Source organism: Mycolicibacterium hodleri (genome assembly GCF_025822245.1).
GTDB classification, from domain to species: domain Bacteria; phylum Actinomycetota; class Actinomycetes; order Mycobacteriales; family Mycobacteriaceae; genus Mycobacterium; species Mycobacterium hodleri.
Genome location: NZ_JACKTL010000033.1, coordinates 324,036 through 339,942, shown reverse-complemented (window position 1 = coordinate 339,942; position 15,907 = coordinate 324,036). Strand labels below are relative to the sequence as shown.

Here is a 15,907-nt window from a genome sequence, read left to right as displayed (position 1 = left end):
TCTCAGATTGAGACGCCGATTGTCTCGGCAGGCCGGAGAACCGAACTTAGGCTCCGATCATTCGGTGTGACAGCCCTCACACCGCCATGACCCAAGGGAGACCTCGTGTATCGCAAGGACGGCAACAGCTACTTCATCGTCGACGCCCACGTTGCCCTGTGGGACGCCCGACCGGAGAACCAGCGCAACGTCCACGGCAAGCAGTTCATCGACTGCTTCTACGACTATCACCGCAATCTCTCGCCCGAGTCCGAGGTGTGGAGCTACGAGGACTACCTCTACCAGGGCGGTCAGCGGCTGATGAAGGACCTCTTCGAGGACGGATACGTCGACCACGCGATCTTCCAGCCCGCCCAGCTCGGCGAGTTCTACTACAAGGGGTTCGGGCAGACCGACGAGGCGTCTGAGCTGGCCAAGGCCCACCCCGACAAGCTGACCTACAACCACAACTTCGACCCCCGCAACGGGGAGGCCGGACTGGACCAGCTGCGCGACGACGCGCGGCGCTTCAACCTCAAGGGCGTGAAGCTCTACACCGCCGAGTGGCACGGCGACTCGCGCGGCTGGCGCCTGGACGACCCGTGGGCCTACAGGTACTTCGAGGCGTGCCGCGAACTCGGGATCCGCAACATCCACGTGCACAAGGGCCCCACCATCCGCCCGTTGGACCGCGATGCGTTCGACGTGGCCGACGTGGACCACGTCGCCTCGGACTTCACCGATCTGAACTTCATCGTCGAGCACTGCGGGCTGCCGCGGCTGGAGGACTTCTGCTGGATCGCCACCCAAGAGCCCAACGTGCACGCGGGGCTGGCGGTCGCCATGCCGTTCATCCACACCCGGCCGAAGTACTTCGGGCAGATCATGGGTGAACTGCTCTACTGGATTGGCGAAGACCGCATCCAGTTCTCCTCGGATTACGCGATCTGGACGCCGCGCTGGCTGGTCGAGGCATTCGTGGACTTCCAGATCCCCGCCGAGCTGTCGGAGTACGCGCCGATCACCACCGATCAGAAGCGAAAGATCTTGGGCCTCAACGCCGCGAAGATGTACGACATCCCGGTACCCGCGGAGCTGCAACTGGCCGACGCCGACGAGACGGCCGTCGGGCCGCGCGGCGCCGACGATCTGGTGGAGGCCTGAGGTGGATCGGGACCTGTTGCGTCAGGCGATTCTTCGGGCGCTGGACGTCGTCATCGACCCCGAGCTCGACGAGCCGATCACCGACCTCGGGTTCGTCCACACCGTCGACGTGTCGCCCGACGGCGATCTCGAGGTGCACCTGCGGCTGCCCACGTCGTTCTGCGCGCCGAACTTCGCCTACCTGATGGCGTCTGACGCGAAGGACGTTCTGGTGGCACTGGATTGGACCCGCGACGTCACCGTCGAGCTGGACGACCACCACGACTCCGAGATCATCAACGCCGGTTTGGCCGTCGACGCCGGCTACCGCGGCACGTTCAAGCACGAGGCGGACGGGGATCTCGACGAGCTGCGGCTGACGTTCCAACGCAAGGCCCACACCGCCGCGACGGAGCGGTGCCTTACCGCGTGGCTGAAGGCCGATCCGCAGCGCCCGGTCGCCGACGCCGGCACCGTCCGGCTTCGGGACCTGCCCGACGACGACGCGACCGCGTCGCTGCGCCGCCGTCGCGCGAGTATCGGGTTGTCCTGTGCACCAGACGATCTGGTGATGGTCGACCACGACGGCAACGGGTACCCACCCGACACCGTTCCGCTGATGCTCCGCCGGGCCAGGTCCACCCGGATCTCGATCGACGGGAACGCGCACTTCTGCCGGGGACTGCTCCGGACGCGCTATCCCGAGACCACCCAAGAACTCACCCTCGCAGGAAGGACCATCAGCTCGTGAGCACGATGAGAGCCGTTCAAGTCGTCGGTTACCACCAAAACCTCGAGATGGCGGAGGTGCCGATTCCCACGCCGTCCGGACCGTTCGACGTGGTGGTCAGGATTGGCGGAGCCGGCGTCTGCCGCACCGATCTGCACATCCTCGAGGGGCAGTGGGCAGAGAAGTCGCAGGTGCAGCTGCCCTACACGATCGGCCACGAGAACGCGGGCTGGGTGCACGCCGTCGGATCGGCCGTCACCAACGTCGCCGAGGGCGACAAGGTGATCGTGCACCCGCTGATCACCTGCGGGTTCTGCCGGGCGTGCCGGTCCGGAGACGACGTGCACTGCGAGGCCAACGCGTTCCCCGGCATCGACACCAACGGTGGCTACGCGGACTACCTCAAGACCTCGGCCCGCAGCGTGGTGAAGATCGACGACGCGTTGGAACCGTCCGACGTCGCCGCCCTCGCCGACGCCGGCCTGACCGCCTACCACGCGGCAGCCAAGGCGGCCAGGCGCCTCACCCCGCGCGACAAGTGCGTGATCATCGGCGCTGGCGGGTTGGGGCACATCGGAATTCAGGTGCTCAAGGCGCTCACCCCGGCGGAGCTCATCGTCGTCGACCGCAATCCCGAGGCGCTCAAGCTCGCCGAGGCAATCGGCGCGGACCGCGGTGTCGTCGCCGACGGCACGCAGGTGGAGCAGGTGCTCGACCTCACCGGCGGCAAGGGCGCCGAGGCGATCGTCGACTTCGTCGGTGAGGGTGGGGCCACCAAGGAGGGCGTCGCCATGCTGCGCGGAGCCGGTGATTACTACGTCGTGGGATATGGCGAGAACATCGACGTGCCCACCATCGACATCGTCTCCAGCGAGATCAACTTCATCGGCAACCTGGTCGGCTCGTACAACGACCTGTGCGACCTGATGGCGCTCGCCGCCCGCGGATCGGTCAACCTCCACACGCAGAAGTACGCCCTCGACGACTACCAGACCGCCATCAGCGATCTCGACAACGGCAACGTCCGCGGCCGCGCCATCCTCATCCCGTAAGGAGTAGTGAACAACCGTGATCTTCATCGTGGTCAAGTGGACCCCGAAGCCCGAGCACGTCGAGGACTTCCCGAGCCTGGTGGCCGACTTCACCAACGCCACCCGGGCCGAGCCGGGCAACATGTTCTTCGAGTGGTCTCGCAGCCTCGAGAACCCGTCCGAATACGTGTTGGTGGAGGGGTTCCGCGACGGTGACGCCGGCGGCGAGCACGTCAACAGCGAGCACTTCAAGACTTTCGTCGCCAAGGCACCCGACATCCTGGCGTCGACGCCCCTGATCATCAGCCACTCGATCGACGCGACCGGTTGGTCGGAGATGGGCGAGATCAAGGTGTGAGCGCGGTGTTTCTCGGTCTCGTCTCAGCCTGACGTCAGCCGGCTCTCACGCATCGGGCAGACAATGGGGGCTGGGAAAAGGAGAGTGCGATGATCGCCAGCCTGCTGAGTTTCGCCCTGTTGCTCTTCGAGATCGTGCTGATCGCGAGAATGGTCGTCGACTGGGCCGGGATGCTGTCCCCGGACACCGGCGGCAGTAGCGGTATGTATCAGGCGCGCAGGGTGACTCACGGGATCACCGAGCCCGTACTCGGACCGGTACGGCGCGTGCTGAGGCCGGTCCGCGTGGGGTCGGTGTCGATCGACCTGGCGTTCACCGTGGTGTTCGTCGCCGTGGTGATCCTTCGGTCGGTGGTGGCCGCGGCGATCCCGTTCTGAGTCGGACCCGCAGCACACTCCCAGGGCGGCGCTGCATCATCTCCCGGTGAGCAGTCTGAGCTATCTCGAAGCGATCGTCGTCGGTCTGTTCCAGGGAGTGACGGAGTTGTTTCCCGTCTCCAGCCTCGGACACTCGGTCTTGGTGCCCGCCCTGATCGGGGGTCGGTGGGCCGCCGATCTGAACGTCTCGTTACCGGAGTCGCCGTACCTCGCGTTCATCGTCGGTCTCCACGTGGCGACCGCGGCGGCGCTGCTCTTGTTCTTCTGGCGTGACTGGGTGCAGATCGTCACCGGTTTCTGGACGTCGCTGCGGCACCGCAGAATCGAGACCACCGGCGAACGGCTGGCCTGGTTGATGATCGCCGGCACCATTCCCGTCGGGGTGTGTGGCCTCGCGCTGGAGCACACGTTCCGCACCACGTTGGGCAAGCCCATTCCCGCGGCCGCCTTCCTCGTCCTCAACGGCGCCCTCCTCTACGCCGGCGAGCGGCTTCGCCGACGGCGTGACGACGGCATCGTGGTGGCAGGTGCCAACCCCATGACGGCCGGTGACGTCGCGACCGGCGTCGACGAGCGACTCGCTCGAACCTCGCTGCCCCAAGGTGCGCTCATCGGGGCCGCCCAGACACTGGCCCTGCTGCCCGGCATCAGCCGGTCGGGCGTCACGATGACGGCAGGGCTGCTTCGGGGACTCACCCACGACGAGGCCGCGCGATTCTCGTTCCTGCTGGCGACGCCGGTCATTCTGGCGGCGGGTGTGCTGAAGCTCCCAGACCTGTTCGGCCCGTTGGGTTCTGGGATCGGTGGCCAGGTTCTGGCCGGCAGCGTTGCGTCATTCGTCAGCGCCTACCTCGCCGTCAGATTCCTGACCACGTACTTCCACACGCGGACGCTGACGCCGTTCGCGATCTACTGCGTCGTCGCCGGCACCGGCAGTTTGCTCTGGCTCACCCTGCGCTGACGTTCACGGCCGTCTCGTCGACTGGCGACGGCCAGCCCGGTCCACGTATCCTGACCCGAACGGTCGGCAAGGCGCGCCATGCGCCGGGGGTGACTTCCACCACCTTCACAGCCGCGTCACGAGCTTCCTCCCGCATGGTGGGGGGTGGCGATCGATCGAAGGCGGCGGTGATGGGTGAGCGTGCGCGTCACCTGATGCCGTCTGCCCGACAGTCCCGAATCACGGCGGGGCGGCTCGTTCGCGGCGGGCTGGCGATGGTGACCGCCGCGGTGCTGGCGACGACCGGCTTCGGCTGGTGGACGCTGCACGGCATGCTGAGCGGCATCACGGTGTCCCAAGCGCTCGGGGCCGACGCACCGCACTCCACCGGCTCGGCGGTCAACATCCTGCTGATCGGCCTGGACTCGCGCAAGGACCAGAACGGCGACGACCTGCCCCAGGACGTGCTGGACCAGTTGCACGCCGGCGACTCGACGTCCGGCGGGTACAACACCAACACGCTGATCCTGGTCCACCTCGCGGAGGACGGCAGCGTTCAGGCGTTCTCCATCCCGCGCGACGACTACGTCAGCGTCAAGGGCATCGTGCCGGGCTACGACCACATCAAGATCAAGGAGGCCTACGGGCTGACCAAGGCCGACGAGGCGCAGAAGCTCGTCGACGACGGCGAGACCGATCAGGCAACCCTGGAGAAGGAGGGGCGAGAGGCTGGTCGCAAGGCGACGCTGGCCGTCGTGCGCGCCCTCACCGGTGTGCCGATCGACTACTTCGCCGAGGTGAACCTCGCCGGGTTCTACGACGTGGCGGCGAGCCTCGGTGGCGTCGAGGTCTGCCTCAACCACGCCGTGCACGACGACTACTCCGGTGCCGACTTCCCCGCCGGGCGCCAGACGCTGGACGCGCGGCAGGCACTCGCCTTCGTCAGACAGCGGCACGGCCTCGACAACGGGGACCTGGACCGCACGCACCGCCAGCAGGCCTTCCTGATCTCCGTCATCCACCAGCTGCAGGATTCCGGGTCGTTCAGCGACATGGGCAAGCTCAACTCGCTCATGGGCGTCGCCCGCAAGGACCTCGTGTTGTCCAGCGGATGGGACCAGAGCCTGTTCCGCCGCATCGGCGAGCTCTCGGGCGAGCAGGTGCACTACCAAACCCTGCCGGTGGTGCGGTACGACACGGTCTACGGCCAGGACGTCAACATCGTCGACCCCGCCGCCATCCGCGCACTGGTCACGACGACGTTCGACGACCCGTCGGCCGTGCCGGCCCCGGTGGTGGCGCCGGGCGACGTCATCGTGGACGTGGTCAACGCCAGCGGCGTCCGTGGCCTGGCCACCGAGACGTCGAACATCCTGACCCACAAGGGTTATCACGAAGGTGATCTGAGCCTCGGCGCCCACGGTGACGCACCGGCGACTGCCGTCGAATACGGCACCGGAGGCGACTCCGCCGCGCAGGCGGTCGCGACCGTCCTCGACATCGCCGTCCCGCCGAAGCCGGCCTCCGACCTGCCCCCCGGACGCATTCGGGTGGTGCTCGGCGATGGCTACTCACTGCCGACCGACGTCGCCAGCCTGGCCACCGCACCGTCGGGTGGCGAAGCGCTGGGCATCGACGTCGGCAGCTCCGACGATCCCGCACCCGATCAGGGACTGCCCATCAGCGGCGGCGAGACCCCCTGCGTGAACTGACGATTCGCAACGTGATGGCAAGGGAAGCCGTGTTGCAGTCAGTGGCCGCCCGCGTGCCCAGCCTGCCCGGCGACGACTGCGTGCGGGTGGCCGTCGACGGCCCCGACGGCGCGGGCAAGACCCGGTTCGCCGACGGCCTCGCGGCAACCCTGCGGGAGGCTGGCCGGCCGGTGGTGCGGGTGTCCGTCGACGGTTTTCACCACCCGCGGGCGACGAGGTATCGGCGGGGGCGTGATTCTCCGGAGGGGTTTTGGCTGGATTCCTACGACTACGACCGCTTCACGGCCGACGTGCTGAATGCGTTCGCCCACAATGGGTCTCGACGCTATCGGGCCGCCGCGCACGATGTCGCCAGTGACACCGCGCTGGCCGTGGACACCGCGGTCGCCGCGCCAAGCTCGGTGCTCGTCGTCGACGGCATCTTCCTTCAGCGCGCCGAACTCGCCGACGCCTGGCACCTGTCGATCTTCCTCGACGTGCCCTTCACCGAGACGGCGCGACGGATGGCCGCACGCGACGGCACGAGCCCCGACCTGGCCGATCCGCGAACCCGCCGCTACGTCGAGGGGCAGCGGCTCTACTTCGCGGCGTGCGATCCTCGGCGACGTGCCGACGTCCTCGTCGACAACGCCGACTTCGACTCCCCGCGGGTGCTGCGATAGCCATCCGAGCAGGGCGCACCCCGTCTGACGTGCAGGTCCGCGCCAGCCCGGCCCGCGATCGATTTATTGATTCGGCGCCGAGCCAATACCATTGGTAGTGCAATGACCGACAATCAGACTCAGGCCCCCGGCACGTTGACGGCCGCCGAAGGGCGTGCCGCGGACCGCATCACCGCCGAAGCGCAGCGTCGACGGACCTTCGCCGTGATCAGTCACCCCGACGCCGGCAAGTCGACGTTGACCGAGGCCCTGGTGCTGCACGCGAACCGGATCAGCGAAGCCGGCGCGATTCACGGCAAGTCCGGCCGCCGCGCGACCGTGTCGGACTGGATGGACATGGAGAAGGCCCGTGGCATCTCCATCACCTCCACGGCCCTGCAATTTCCCTACCGTGCTCCGAGTGGGCAGGACTGCGTCATCAACCTGCTCGACACCCCCGGCCACGCCGACTTCTCCGAGGACACCTACCGCGTCCTGACCGCCGTGGACTGCGCGGTGATGCTCATCGACGCGGCGAAGGGCCTCGAGCCTCAGACACTCAAACTCTTCGAGGTCTGCCGGCTGCGGCGCATCCCGATCATCACCGTCATCAACAAGTGGGACCGGCCCGGGCGCGACGCCCTGGAGCTGCTCGACGAAATCCAGGCCAGGATCGGTCTGCGGCCCACCCCGCTCACGTGGCCGGTGGGGATCGCCGGTGACTTCAAGGGCGTGCTCGACCGACGCACCGGCAACTTCATCAGGTACACCCGCACCGCGGGTGGCGCCAAGGCCGCACCGGAGGAGCACATCGCCCCGGCCGATGCCCACGACGCGGCCGGCGTCGACTGGGACAACGCCGTGGAGGAGTCCGAGCTGCTGGCCGCCGACGGGTCGGAATACGACCGGGACACGTTCCTCGGCTGCGAGACCACCCCGCTGCTGTTCACCTCGGCGGCGTTGAACTTCGGCGTCAACCAGCTGTTGGACGTGCTCGTCCAGCTCGCCCCGCCGCCGCACGGCCAGCTCGACGTCGACGGCCACCGCCGTCCCGCCGAGGCGCCCTTCAGCGCATTCGTGTTCAAGGTCCAGGCCGGCATGGACTCCGCCCATCGCGACCGCATCGCCTATGCGCGGGTCTGTTCGGGCACGTTCGAACGCGGTGAGGTGCTGACCCACGCCACCACCGGCAAGCCGTTCGTCACCAAGTACGCGCAGTCGGTGTTCGGCCAGCAGCGCACGACGTTGGACACGGCGTGGCCGGGTGACGTCATCGGCCTGGCCAACGCCAACGTACTGCGCCCCGGCGACACGCTCTACCGCGACGTCCCGGTGCAGTACCCGCCGATCCCCAGCTTCTCCCCCGAGTTCTTCGCCGTCGCCCGGGGCACCGATCCCAGCAAGCACAAGCAGTTCCGCAAGGGGATCGAACAGCTCGAGCAGGAGGGCGTCGTCCAGGTGCTCCGGTCGGACCGCCGCGGCGATCAGGCTCCCGTGTTCGCCGCCGTGGGTCCGATGCAATTCGAGGTGGCGACCCATCGGATGGCGACCGAGCTCAGCGCGCCGATCTCGCTGGAGTCGCTGCCGTACACCGTGGCACGTGCCGCCGACCCCGGTGACGTCGACTTCCTGCAGCGGCAACCGTCGGTCGAGGTCTTCACGCGGACCGACGGCGTCATCCTGGTGCTGTTCTCCACCAAGTGGCGGCTCGAGGGTTTCCAGCGCGACAACCCGTCGGTGAAGCTGCAGTCGCTCGTCGCCGCCGGCGACGACTGACCGTCAGACGTAGCGCACCACGCGCTGCCAGACGACCGCTTGGGCCACGACGGCCCGGCCGCCGTCGAGGCTGATGGCCGGGTCCCCGTACAGCTCGTAACCCAGGTCCAGCGCTTCGCTGACGCGGCGGCAGAACGCTTCGTCGTCCGGTCCGGTCAGCAGGCGGTACCTCGGCAATCCGTTCGGTGGTTCCGTCATCTCGTCGATGGTGCCACCTACACTCGGGCAATGGCGGCGGCGCCCCTGACGGCTTGGCTACTCGACTCCGACCCCGCCCTGCGCTGGCAGGTCGAACGTGACGTCGCCCGGGAGCCTCCCGAGGTGTGGCAGGACACCCGCGCCCGCGTCGCGACCGAGGGCTTCGCCGCGCGGCTGCTCGCACTGCAGGATCCCGACGGCCAATGGGCCGGTGGGGCCTTCTTCCCCGGCGACTTCGACTTCGAGGGCCCGGAGGCAGCCGAGGGCGCCGGGCAGCCGTGGACGGCGACCACCTGGACGCTGAACTCGTTGCGGGAGTGGGGCCTCGACGCGGAGGCGCTCCGCGGGACGGCCGACTTGCTGGCCGCCAACAGCCGCTGGGAGTACGACGACCTGCCGTACTGGGGCGGCGAGGTCGACTGCTGCATCAACTCGTGGACGGTGTCCAACGGTGTGTGGCTCGGCGCCGACGTCACCGGCGTCGTCGACTGGTTAGTCGAGCACCGGCTGCCCGACGGTGGCTGGAACTGCGAGTGGGTCGACGGTTCGACGCGGTCCTCGTTTCACTCGACGATCAACGCGCTCAAGGGCTTACTGGACTACGACGTCGCCATGGGCGGGACCGACGCGACTCGAGCGGCGAGGCACTCCGGGGAGGAGTACCTGTTGACCCGCGGTCTGTTCCGCCGACTGTCGGACGGGCAAGCCGTGGGCCCGTGGGTCGACGTCTTCACGCATCCGACGCGGTGGCGCTACAGCGTCCTCAACTCCGTCGACTACTTCCGTCGGCGATCCCTGTTCGACGGCAGCGCACCGGACCCCCGGATGGCCGACGCGATCGCCATGATCCGCGCCGCCCGCCAACCGGACGGCACGTGGATTCAGGGCCCGACGCTACCCGGCCGCCAGTGGTTCCCCGTCGACGTCGCCGCAGGTGAGCCGTCAAAGTGGTTGACTCTGTTCGGCATCCGCGTCCTCGACTGGTGGGACGGGCACCGCTAAAACCAGTTGCGATCGGTGTCGCCCCGGGTCGACCATGGAGTCGGCAATGAGGGGAGGAAGGGATCGTGCGGCGTTACAAGACAGGTGACCAGGTGACCGCCCGAAGCGACATCGGCGGCATCAACGTGCCGGACGTGCCCGCGGGCGCGGTGGGCACCGTCGTGGCGACGACGTTGACGGGCAAGCCCAAGACGATTCACTTCGCGCTCGAGACACCTTGGGGACCAAAGCGATTCGACGTGGGCGTGCATCGCCGCCGAGTCGATCTGGATTAGCCGCGTCGGCGGTTCCCGCGGACCACGCGACGCGTCATCGAGGGCGTCAGAAATTTGGCGGGTGGGTCGATGAGGTTGACCATCCGCATGAACGCCTCGGCCAACACGATGTCGTCTGCCGCGGCAGCCGCCAACTTGTCCGTATACCAGTTGAGCAGCCGCTGCGGGACGGTTCGCCAGCCGTTCGTGGGCGCCACCGCAAAGTCGTTGAGCCGATTGGCTTGCCACAGCGGCGCGAGCTTCTTGGCGGCGTCGCTGAAGTAGCAGCGGCTCATATCGTCCCCGTCCGCTTCGGCGAGGCTTCGGCGCAACGCCTTGGCCTGTAGCGCGGCCGACGACACGCCCTGGCCGTACACCGGGTTGAGGCTGCACACGGCGTCGCCAAGGACCACCAGCCCACGCGGAAGACGGCGAAGTTTGTCGTAGCGGCGCCACACGCTGGCGGGGTAGTGCTGCACCACCACCTCACCCAGCGGCTCAGCAGCAAGTAGCGCGTCCATGATGCGGGCCGGAAGGAACTCGGCGGCCGACCGCAGCAGACCGGGAAGTTCGGCCGGCAAACGCGTCCCGGCGACGCCGATCAAGGTGAGCACCGTGGCGCCGTCCTCATAGGTCAACAGTCCTGCACCCGTTGTCCTTTCGAGTGTCGGTGCAACGGCGACGACGATCTCGTCGAGGGCGTCGTCGGGTATCCGCAACCATTGGCTCGCGTAGGTCAGGTCGACCGCGTAGCGCTGTTCGCTCGGGACGTCGTAACCGTGGGCGCGAAGGAACGCCGGGGGGGAGCTGAGCGACCCGTGGCGTCGACGACCAGGTCCGCGGGCAACTCGCGCTCGTGCCCGTCCCGTCGATCCGCCACCCTAACGGCGGTGACGCGGTTCGACGGCCCCAGCACCGGCTCGACGACGTCGCATTCCTGCGTGATCGTGACGTTCGGCAGCGCTCGGACGCGCTGTCGCACAAGGGCTTCCAGAAGTGGCCGGCTTACCGAATAGGCCAGCAGCTCGCCGGGATTGGCGAACGGCCCGTTCTGGGTCAGCACGTGGTGGCCCACGCCGACGTAGCCGAGAGACGGATCGTCTATGACGTTGGCGCCGGCGGTGAGGAGCTCGTCGAAGACACCGGGGAAGAACTCCTCCAGCACCGTCGCGCCGGGCCGAAGCAGCTGATGCAGGTGGCGCCCCTGCGGCACCCCGCGCCGTTGCGCAATGGCTGCGGGCAGCGCGTCACGCTCCACGAGCGTGACGGACCCGTAGAAGTCGGACAGCACCCGGGCGGTCAACAGGCCGGCCATGCTTGCGCCGCAAACCACGGCGCGGTCACCCACGATCGCCATCGCGCCCTCCCTGGCCCGTCTCCGCTTCCAGAATGGGGGCGGTGGTGGCGTCGCGACTGCGCTTGCGGCGATACAGGTCCTCGTCGGCAGCGGAGATGAGGTCGGCCAAGGTGGCGTCGTCGAAGGACCGGCCGACGGCGACTCCGGTGGTGACGCCGACCTCATGCTCGTTACCGAGGGCGTCGGCGAGCGCCCGTGCGCGATCCTCGTCGTAGCCGCCGACGACGACCACGAATTCGTCGCCGCCCATTCGTCCGATCACGGCCGAGCTGGGGAGCTGGCTGGTCCAGCGGCTGGCGAGGTCGCCGAGGACGCGATCACCGACGGCGTGTCCGTAGCGGTCGTTGATCGACTTGAAGTGGTCGACGTCGAGCACGATGACGGCGATCGGTTCTGCCCGTCGTTGCGCACGAACGATGAGCACCCCGGCCTGCCGGTCCACCCCGGCGCGGTTCCAGACCGACGTCAGGGGGTCGCGCAGGGCGGCGTCGACCAGGGAGGCGTTGAGCAGTCCGAAGACCTCCGGGGCGCCGATGATGCAGACCGCGTACACCACCAGCCACAATCCAGGGACCTCGGCCGGCGCGATCTCCAGCGTCGCCGACGCGCACGCCGCGACGAGAACGGCCAGTGCCCGCGCGGCCGGAAGTGGGTGCCAGGTACGCAGATAGATGGTGACGAACATCAGCGGGACCACGGCCCAGACCTGTGCCACCGGTTGCTCGTGAAACAACGACGCCACCATCGGTGCCGCACCCACGCACGCGGCGGCGCAGACGTAGCGCCACCCTCGCAGCGAGCCGGGGACGGCAAGTGCCAGGCCCACCACGCAGAGCGCAACCGCCCCCACCTCGCCCCGGCTGGAGGCGTAGTCGGGCGACGACACCACCGCCGCGGCGTAGAGCGTGACGAGAATGCCGAGGTAGCCGATCAGCATCCGGCGGCGCAGCGCCTCCGTGGTGTTCGGCATACCTGGATTGTGCTCGATTGACGGCGCATCAGTCGCAAGCCGGTTGGGAATCGTCGCGCAGGGACATCCCCCGGCTCTCGTACAGCGCGGCGTCGGCCCGTGCGTACAGTTCGACGACGTCGGGACGGGACGAGACGTCGGTGGCCACGCCGACACTGACCCCCGGCGTGTCTCGCCGGATGGCGTGCAGGAACTCCTCGACGACGTCGGGTCCATCACCGGCGAGGCACGCCGCGAATTCGTCACCACCCATGCGAGCCAGCACCGCCCGCCGCGGCGCGGAGCGGCGCCAGCTGTGGGCGTATTCGACGATGCGGCGATCCCCCGCCTGATGTCCGTAGGAGTCGTTCAGTGCCTTGAGCCCGTCGATGTCGATGGCGACAACGGTGACGGGGGACGACGCGGTCCGGGCGCGAGCGAGCACGTCGGCGGTGCCGATCTCCCACCCGGCCCGGTTGAGCAGCCCGGTCAGCGGGTCGGTGCACGCCGCCGTGAACATCGCCCGCACGAGCAGGCCGAAGGACTCTGCGGCGCCCACGATGGCGACCACGAAGATCAGGACGGTGATGACGCCGACATGAGGCGCGGGAGCGACCACGACGGCGACCGCACACGCCGCGGTGAGCGCGGCGATCAGGAGGAGAGCCTGACGGGGCGGGTGGAACGCCCGGAGGTACATCGCCAGGTACATCGGGGCGATCAGGCAAACGTATTCGGCGGTCAGGGTGACGTGGAAGGCCATCACGATGGGGGTGGCGGCCATCGCGGCCACGGTGGCCGGCATCGGGCGGTCGGGCCTGACCGCGAGGTAGGCCAGCGCCGACAGCCCGAGGACGATGGCGACGATCCCGCCGATCGGGTTCCCGTAGGCGATGTCGGTGCGCACCGGAAAGAGCGTGAACGTCACCCCGTATGCGTAGAGAAACGTGGTCGCGCCCAAGTAGATTCGCAGAAGTCGCACCGTTTGCTTGCCGAGCACCCGCCCATCGGCGGTGGCGAGCGAGCGCAGGCGGAACATGGCCGTTAACTTGCCTGGGTCCGTGCGGGGCGTCAACCGTGGGCCCACGTGCTGGTTTGATGGTCGAGTGGTTGGCGTGGGCTCGACGAGCACCGGGCTGGTGGTTCTGCGGGGAAACAGCGGCTCGGGCAAGTCGACCGTTGCCCGTCGACTGCAGGATCGCCAGGTGCGCCGACTGGCGGTGGTCAGCCAAGACGTCCTGCGACGAGACGTGCTGCGCGTCCCCGATCAACCGGCCAATCCCGCCGTCGAGCTGATCGACCTGGTGGCTCGCTTCGCCCCTCGACCGCGGCATGCACGTCGTCGTCGAGGGCATCCTGCTCGGCGACGTCTACGGGTCGACGTTGGCCTCGCTCGCGGCCGACCACGTGGGAACCACGCGGTTCTTCCGATTCGACCTGCCGTTCGACGAAACGCTACGACGGCACGCGGCGCGCGGCTGCCGGGACTTCGGGGAGCGCGAGCTTCGGCAGTGGTGGCGCGACGACGACGCGCTCTCCGGTTGCGCCGAAGAGAGGATCGGGGCGGAGCACGACCTCGACGCGGTGGTCGACCTCGTCACGACGGCGATGCGTTGGTAACGCCCTACGTGGCGTTGGCCCACGCATGCTTGGCCACCCGGTGGAAGTTGCCGCCGAGGACGGCGTGAATGGCACCGTCGCTCCAGCCCCGTCCGCCGAGATGATGACCCAGGGCCAACACGGTCTCCGGCGGCATCCACTGGATGGGCCCCCACGCGGTGTAACTGTCGTCGAATAGATGGGGGTTGCGAAGGAGCTCGTCGTTGAAGTCGGCGTGGTCGAAGGAGAAGTCGCTGCTGATGCCGACGTGGTCGACCCCGACCAGGTCCACGGCGTACTCGAGGTGGCGCGTCATCGCGTCGAGTGTCGGGGTGTTGGGCCCCAGGAAGATGCCGACACCGGTGATGCCGACGACGCCGCCCGTCGCGGCGCAGGCGCGGGCCTGGTCGTCGGTGATGTTGCGCGGGTGGTCCCAGACCGCCTTTATGCACGAATGGCTGTACACCACAGGGCCGTTGGAGACCTCGCACAGGTCCAGCCCCGTCCGGGTACTGCAGTGTGACCCGTCGGGCACGATGCCGACCGCGTTCATCTCGGCGACGATCTCCGCGCCCCACGCCGTCAGACCCGTGTCCACGGCGTCCAGGCATCCGCTGCCGGCCCGGTTGGCGTGGTTGTAGGTGGGTAGCAACGTGCGAACGCCGAGGCCGGCCAGTGTGGCGAGGTTGTCGAGGTCGTCGCCGACGGGACCGGAGTCCTCCAGGTCGAACGCCACGGCGATCCGGTCGTCGGCGGTGATGCGTTCGACGTCGTCGACGTGGGCGGCCAGTTCCAGATCCGGATGCGCGTCCACGGCCGCGCGAAAGTGCTCGAGCAACGCGACGGTGTCGTCGAACGAGTGCGGCGAATACCCGGCGTTGACGGAGACGAAGGCGCCGCCCTGGCGCTGGAAGCGGGTCAGGGGGTCGACCGCGGCACTCACCTGCAACGGCAGACAGGCGTGCTGATCCCAGAGAAACTGCGACATGACCATCGATGGTGCACCATGCATTGCCCAGCGGCACTGACCGAGTATCCGGACTAGGAGGCGCCTGCCACGAACCGCCCGTCGACCGTCGCCGAAATCCGGACGTCCTCCGGGACGAGTTCGACGTCCGGACCGCTCCCGGCCGAGGCCCGTGCGGCCCGAAGGTATCCCCCACCCTCTTCGTTGAGCGCGTGGGTGCCGAGCATTCCAGCGTCGGCAATGGCGACGGGGCTCACCGCTCCGAGGCCGAGGGCGTCGGCATAGAGCTGGGCGCGGGTCGCCGCGTCCCGAACGGCCTTGGTGCGCACTTCCTCGACGAGTTCATCTCGGCGTTTGTCCGTCAGCGCCCAGTCCACTCGGGAGAGATTGAATCCGTCGGTATTGCTGACGTGTTCCCCTACCCACTGCGACAGCGCGGCGAAATCACGGAACTTCACTTCGACGCTGACAGACGCGTGATGAACGAGTGGAAGCCGCTTGCCGTCCTTGTTCCAGGGGCGAGTCGACCACGTCCGAAGCTGTTGGGCAGACCACCACGTCACCGCGCCTTGGCCGTCGCCCTCGAGGTGGCTGACCGACTCCTTGACGGTCTCGAGGTCCCGCGCAACCCGGTCGTACACCGCCCGCATCTCGGGGCCCTCATAGCCGATGGATGCGTGCACGGTGCCACGCTCGGGAGGCTGAAACGCGGAGAAGGAACCACTGACGGTGATCTCGGTCGGCATGTGGCCAAAGCTAGCGCCGCGCGAGGTCCACGGCATACGTCAAGGTCGCCCCAGGAGCGCGGCGTACTCGTCGCTCATTTCGGGGTTGAGGCAGCCGTCCTAGCCGCGCGGATCGTGTGCACGGCGTCGGGGCTGGACGTCGGCGACC

At 68.2% G+C, this 15,907-nt stretch carries 19 protein-coding genes; 12 read left to right on the top strand and 7 right to left on the bottom strand.

Features of this window, described 5'->3' with window-relative positions; all coding sequences use genetic code 11:
• Window positions 1-105: 105 nt before the first annotated feature.
• The 9 genes from H7J06_RS14165 (at window position 106) to H7J06_RS14125 (ending at window position 8,687) form a co-directional block, all read left to right on the top strand.
• Window positions 106-1,143, top strand: a complete 1,038-nt coding sequence (locus tag H7J06_RS14165) for an amidohydrolase family protein (RefSeq protein ID WP_264039528.1) — start codon at window positions 106-108, stop codon at window positions 1,141-1,143.
• Window position 1,144: 1 nt separating this feature from the next.
• Window positions 1,145-1,873: an iron-sulfur cluster assembly protein gene (locus tag H7J06_RS14160; RefSeq protein ID WP_264039527.1), complete on the top strand. Its 729-nt coding sequence runs from the start codon at window positions 1,145-1,147 to the stop codon at window positions 1,871-1,873.
• 5 nt (window positions 1,874-1,878) lie between these two features.
• Window positions 1,879-2,904, top strand: a complete 1,026-nt coding sequence (locus H7J06_RS14155; RefSeq protein WP_264039758.1) for an NAD(P)-dependent alcohol dehydrogenase — start codon at window positions 1,879-1,881, stop codon at window positions 2,902-2,904.
• A 16-nt stretch (window positions 2,905-2,920) separates the two neighbouring features.
• Window positions 2,921-3,241 carry a putative quinol monooxygenase gene (locus H7J06_RS14150; protein ID WP_264039526.1) on the top strand — a complete coding sequence of 107 codons (321 nt, stop codon included), beginning with the start codon at window positions 2,921-2,923 and terminating at the stop codon, window positions 3,239-3,241.
• A gap of 89 nt (window positions 3,242-3,330) precedes the next feature.
• Window positions 3,331-3,618 carry a YggT family protein gene (locus H7J06_RS14145; RefSeq protein WP_264039525.1) on the top strand — a complete coding sequence of 96 codons (288 nt, stop codon included), beginning with the start codon at window positions 3,331-3,333 and terminating at the stop codon, window positions 3,616-3,618.
• A gap of 46 nt (window positions 3,619-3,664) precedes the next feature.
• Window positions 3,665-4,579 carry an undecaprenyl-diphosphate phosphatase gene (locus tag H7J06_RS14140; RefSeq protein WP_264039524.1) on the top strand — a complete coding sequence of 305 codons (915 nt, stop codon included), beginning with the start codon at window positions 3,665-3,667 and terminating at the stop codon, window positions 4,577-4,579.
• 170 nt (window positions 4,580-4,749) lie between these two features.
• Window positions 4,750-6,270, top strand: a complete 1,521-nt coding sequence (locus H7J06_RS14135; protein ID WP_264039523.1) for an LCP family protein — start codon at window positions 4,750-4,752, stop codon at window positions 6,268-6,270.
• Window positions 6,271-6,299: 29 nt separating this feature from the next.
• Window positions 6,300-6,932 carry a nucleoside/nucleotide kinase family protein gene (locus tag H7J06_RS14130; RefSeq protein ID WP_264039522.1) on the top strand — a complete coding sequence of 211 codons (633 nt, stop codon included), beginning with the start codon at window positions 6,300-6,302 and terminating at the stop codon, window positions 6,930-6,932.
• A gap of 102 nt (window positions 6,933-7,034) precedes the next feature.
• Window positions 7,035-8,687 (top strand): peptide chain release factor 3, encoded by a 1,653-nt coding sequence (locus tag H7J06_RS14125; RefSeq protein ID WP_264039520.1) that lies wholly within the window; start codon window positions 7,035-7,037, stop codon window positions 8,685-8,687.
• Between the two features lie 3 nt (window positions 8,688-8,690).
• Here H7J06_RS14125 and H7J06_RS14120 read toward each other — a convergent pair whose 3' ends face one another.
• Window positions 8,691-8,885, bottom strand: coding sequence for a DUF1737 domain-containing protein (locus tag H7J06_RS14120; RefSeq protein ID WP_264039519.1), 195 nt, complete (start codon window positions 8,883-8,885; stop codon window positions 8,691-8,693).
• 30 nt (window positions 8,886-8,915) lie between these two features.
• On the opposite strand from H7J06_RS14120, the gene H7J06_RS14115 reads away from it, so the two are divergent.
• Window positions 8,916-9,887, top strand: a complete 972-nt coding sequence (locus H7J06_RS14115; protein ID WP_264039518.1) for a squalene cyclase — start codon at window positions 8,916-8,918, stop codon at window positions 9,885-9,887.
• A 92-nt stretch (window positions 9,888-9,979) separates the two neighbouring features.
• Complete coding sequence (locus H7J06_RS14110) at window positions 9,980-10,162, top strand: hypothetical protein (protein ID WP_264039517.1); 183 nt, start codon at window positions 9,980-9,982, stop codon at window positions 10,160-10,162.
• Here the strand turns inward: H7J06_RS14110 and H7J06_RS14105 are convergent.
• Genes H7J06_RS14105 through H7J06_RS14090 form a run of 4 tightly spaced genes read right to left on the bottom strand, consistent with a single transcriptional unit; the run spans window position 10,159 to window position 13,477 of the window.
• A complete protein-coding gene (locus H7J06_RS14105; protein ID WP_264039516.1) occupies window positions 10,159-10,860 on the bottom strand; it encodes a hypothetical protein in 702 nt (233 codons plus the stop codon). The genes H7J06_RS14110 and H7J06_RS14105 overlap by 4 nt on opposite strands.
• A gap of 17 nt (window positions 10,861-10,877) precedes the next feature.
• The gene (locus tag H7J06_RS14100) at window positions 10,878-11,498 is read right to left on the bottom strand and encodes an FAD-dependent oxidoreductase (protein WP_264039515.1); all 621 of its coding nucleotides are present in this window, start codon (window positions 11,496-11,498) and stop codon (window positions 10,878-10,880) included.
• Entirely contained in the window at window positions 11,482-12,468 is a 987-nt protein-coding gene (locus H7J06_RS14095) for a GGDEF domain-containing protein (protein WP_264039514.1), read from the bottom strand. The genes H7J06_RS14100 and H7J06_RS14095 overlap by 17 nt, the downstream gene beginning before the upstream one ends.
• Before the next feature lie 28 nt (window positions 12,469-12,496).
• On the bottom strand, window positions 12,497-13,477 hold the full coding sequence (locus H7J06_RS14090) for a GGDEF domain-containing protein (protein ID WP_372515311.1): 981 nt from the start codon (window positions 13,475-13,477) through the stop codon (window positions 12,497-12,499).
• A 302-nt stretch (window positions 13,478-13,779) separates the two neighbouring features.
• Here H7J06_RS14090 and H7J06_RS14085 point away from each other — a divergent pair, with 302 nt between their 5' ends.
• Window positions 13,780-14,067: a P-loop NTPase family protein gene (locus H7J06_RS14085; RefSeq protein ID WP_264039511.1), complete on the top strand. Its 288-nt coding sequence runs from the start codon at window positions 13,780-13,782 to the stop codon at window positions 14,065-14,067.
• 4 nt (window positions 14,068-14,071) lie between these two features.
• Here H7J06_RS14085 and H7J06_RS14080 read toward each other — a convergent pair whose 3' ends face one another.
• The gene (locus tag H7J06_RS14080; RefSeq protein ID WP_264039510.1) at window positions 14,072-15,034 is read right to left on the bottom strand and encodes a dipeptidase; all 963 of its coding nucleotides are present in this window, start codon (window positions 15,032-15,034) and stop codon (window positions 14,072-14,074) included.
• 53 nt (window positions 15,035-15,087) lie between these two features.
• Window positions 15,088-15,759, bottom strand: coding sequence for an SIMPL domain-containing protein (locus H7J06_RS14075; protein WP_264039509.1), 672 nt, complete (start codon window positions 15,757-15,759; stop codon window positions 15,088-15,090).
• Window positions 15,760-15,907 lie beyond the last annotated feature (148 nt).